Below are 3,147 nucleotides of genomic sequence, written 5' to 3' on the forward strand. Positions count from 1 at the left end.
CGGACCTCGGTTACTACTACCGCGGCAACGATGTGGAAGAGGGCGCGCGCAAGGCGATCGAAGCGCTCGAAAATCACGACGCGCATGCGTCGTGGTATCGCGAGAAGCAGCGCACCGGGATTGCCCGCTATCTTCCCGACGATCGCCAAGTGGTCGCCACCTATGCCGCGCTGCTCGACGATCTGATGGCGCGGCCGCTGCGCTAGGAGCGCGCTCGCTTTGATAGATCGATCATCAGGTTTCGCGCGAAGCCCATCCTCCCGCGTCTTGCAAAGTGATTGTACTGAGTCATTTCTATCGTGAGGCGCCCGCCAGCCTCGTGAATCATCGCTGTTACGCGACGTCGCACGGTTATCGCCATGAATGGATTGATGCGTCCGCGATGACGGACCGGCTGCAACTGCGCTGCCTGTACCGTTACGAAGTTTTACTTGGCACGTTGCGGCGCGCGGCCGACGACGAACTCGTGCTGTTGTTGAGCGAGGATGCCGCGATCGTCGAGCCGGTTGCACTCGATACCTTGATGCAGGGGCGCGACTGGTTGCTTGTCACGATCGGCACTCATCCGTTGCCGCAAGTCGACGTGCAGGTCTGGCGCAATACGCCCGCGGTTCGCGAGCGGGTGCTGCAACTGGTGAAACGCTGCCGGTTGGGCGGTGTTGCGCTGGAAGCGGAGGCCGAGCTGTTCGCCGGGTTCGACACGCACCACTATATGCGGATGATCGACGGTGTGTGTCCCGTGATGCAGGCCGGCTTTAACTTCGATCCCGCGTGGAGCCGGCACCCGACGTTCGCGGTAAGCATCGACGACGCGACCGACGACCCGCGCGGGAAGGGCGTGTGCCCGCGTTTCAGAAACGTGCTAGTCGAGCAAATCAACTGGCATCAACGCACGCGCGCACCACTGTTTTCCCGCTGCGCGCCGCGTATTTGCGACGGCGCTGGACGCAGCACTTATAACCCTGGCCGTCCGATTGCTCTTATGACGCTGTACACGCCGAATATCCGCGTATATGCGGGCATCGCCGAACGCAATTTCCGCCGCTATTGCGAGCTGCACGGCTACACGCTGTATGTGCATCGCGAGATTCCGCGCGAGGTCGGGCTCGACGCAAGCGGAAACTGGTTCAAACCGTGGCTGCTGCACGGCTATATGGAGCATCACGACTGGGTCGTCTGGCTCGATGCGGACGTGCTGATCGGCAACATGCAGCAGAGACTCGAACCGTTAATGAAAGGCCGCGACCTGCTGCTCGCGCACGACGTAGGCCAATGGGCGTTCAATTCAGGCGTGATGGCCTTCCGGCGCACCGCGCGCAATGAGAGGATGCTGCACGAACTGATGGCCGATATCGGGCGCTTGCACGACACGTCGTCGGTCTATGCGAGCGACGGCGACCAGTTGTACTTCATCCGCGCGCTCGAACGCTCGGGACAACTCGACGTCGCCGCGCTGCTCGATCTGGTAGCGCTGAATACGCCGTGGCAGTTCCGCCGCGCCGACAGTTTTATCGTGCACTACTACGGTATGTGGACTGAGATGCGCGCGTTGATGATGGCGCATGACGAAGGCTGTGAGTTCCCCGGCCAGCCAATCGAGAGATAACCCCCTTTTTTTGCGACGCGCGATCCCCCATACAGTGTGAATGTACAGTAATATCGCTGAAGCGTGCCGTCAGCGGTTCGCAACTCCAGCGAAGGAACGCTTTTTCGCGATCTATCCCGACCGCAATACCGCGGCCGAAATCGCGAAGTTCGCGCAGCAACTGTGCGCGGACGCGCGCGGGCGCAGCAAGCCGCTCGCGGCGAACCGTCTGCACGTGACGCTGCGGCATCTGGGCAACTTCGCCCACGGCCTGCCGGATGTTGAAGTTCTCAAAAGTCGTTAATCGTGTCCGTAGATTGGGCCAATGTAAGTTTATTCTCTGGCCTTACTCAATATGCCGAAGCCGAAGCATGGATTTTGGACGCGCTTCTAGGCGTAGTGTTTCCACAATATTTGCACGATAGACGTTCGTTAATTTTGCTAACAGAGGTGTCCTGTCTTTTGATTGCGCTAACGCGTCTGACGAAGCTCGATAACGAGCGCCATCGACGGTTTCGGAACAAACAGGTGCCGTGCTGCGAAAGTCGTCGACGTTCTCCGGCCGTTAGGACGAAGTCTACTTTCGAAGAAGCAAGCAGTGGTAGCCGCGAATGTGTCGGGCATCCATTGGACAACGATTTATCGTCTGCGGCAAAGTTTCTCCCACCCTGGTAGCAAGCGCAGTCCGCCTCAAACCGCCGCGGTCCTTCAAAGGGCGGCCATCGGTTGGCTGTGGCTGTCGACAGCGTGATCGACGAAGTAGTGCATGTCTGGCTGCCAACTAAACGACAATTGGCACATCCTGCGACCGATCTGATATTTGAGGTTCGGCGCAAACGTGAACTCGCCGGGTTGCAGCCACCGAGCCGCACCGCAATTGGCCGGCGCTGGGCCCAGCACTGTGAAGCAGACGGGCTCAACCGCGCGGCTCTTCCTGACGCGATGACGGCGCCGGGCTTGCTTGTCGGGAAGCATCCCTTGGGGGTTGTCAAAGTCGGCCATACACAAGCGGATTTAGCTCTGGTTAACGAATTCGACCGAAAGGTAATCGGCTGCCCATGGTTATCCGTCGCGCTGGACGTCGCGACCAGATGCGTGTTGAGTTTTTACTTTGGTATGGGCAGTCCAGGAGAGGCCACCGCTGGTTTGCTTCTCACGCGAGCGGTACTGCCCAAAGCGCCTTGGTGCAAAGATCGATAAACCGCTTGGGTTTCCTGGACAGGGTCCGGTGTTAGTGTTTGGCCTTTCTGATCCGCTTGCGTTTCCTGGACACATTGCAATGTTAGTGCCCGAGTTTCATGAGCCTTCGGCCGTAGGCCGAAGGCTGTACTGCCGGACAAATTCACCCGGTGTCAGGTCGTTGAGCGCCATGTGAGGCCGGCTCTCATTGTAGTCCCGCCGCCAGGCCTCGATCTCGCGTTTCGCTTCCGCCAGAGATTGTAAGCGCGCAATAAACCGCGTGGCTTGCGCCGGTCGGCCGACTATGCGTCAGTCCGTGGACGTGATCAGCCGCCAGGGCAACAGCGCCTCGTAGTCATCGGCACTCTGGGCAAGCGGCAGTG

4 protein-coding genes and 1 pseudogene are annotated in these 3,147 nt (G+C 59.6%); 4 read left to right on the plus strand and 1 reads right to left on the minus strand.

Annotated elements, in window-relative coordinates; genetic code table 11:
- From LJ656_RS34740 to LJ656_RS34755, 4 genes and pseudogenes are all read left to right on the plus strand, one after another.
- On the plus strand, positions 1 to 206 hold a 206-nt coding region (locus LJ656_RS34740; protein ID WP_230513940.1), incomplete at its 5' end, for a DUF2827 family protein.
- A gap of 68 nt (positions 207 to 274) precedes the next feature.
- Positions 275 to 1,606, plus strand: a complete 1,332-nt coding sequence (locus LJ656_RS34745; protein ID WP_230513941.1) for a glycosyltransferase family protein — start codon at positions 275 to 277, stop codon at positions 1,604 to 1,606.
- Between the two features lie 40 nt (positions 1,607 to 1,646).
- Positions 1,647 to 1,874: pseudogene (locus LJ656_RS34750) on the plus strand (hypothetical protein); the annotation flags it as partial.
- Between the two features lie 458 nt (positions 1,875 to 2,332).
- The gene (locus LJ656_RS34755; RefSeq protein ID WP_230513942.1) at positions 2,333 to 2,785 is read left to right on the plus strand and encodes a hypothetical protein; all 453 of its coding nucleotides are present in this window, start codon (positions 2,333 to 2,335) and stop codon (positions 2,783 to 2,785) included.
- Between the two features lie 96 nt (positions 2,786 to 2,881).
- Here LJ656_RS34755 and LJ656_RS34760 read toward each other — a convergent pair whose 3' ends face one another.
- A complete protein-coding gene (locus LJ656_RS34760; protein ID WP_425606081.1) occupies positions 2,882 to 3,070 on the minus strand; it encodes an integrase core domain-containing protein in 189 nt (62 codons plus the stop codon).
- Positions 3,071 to 3,147: the final 77 nt, after the last annotated feature.

This window comes from Paraburkholderia sejongensis, assembly GCF_020880815.1.
GTDB lineage: Bacteria > Pseudomonadota > Gammaproteobacteria > Burkholderiales > Burkholderiaceae > Paraburkholderia > Paraburkholderia sejongensis.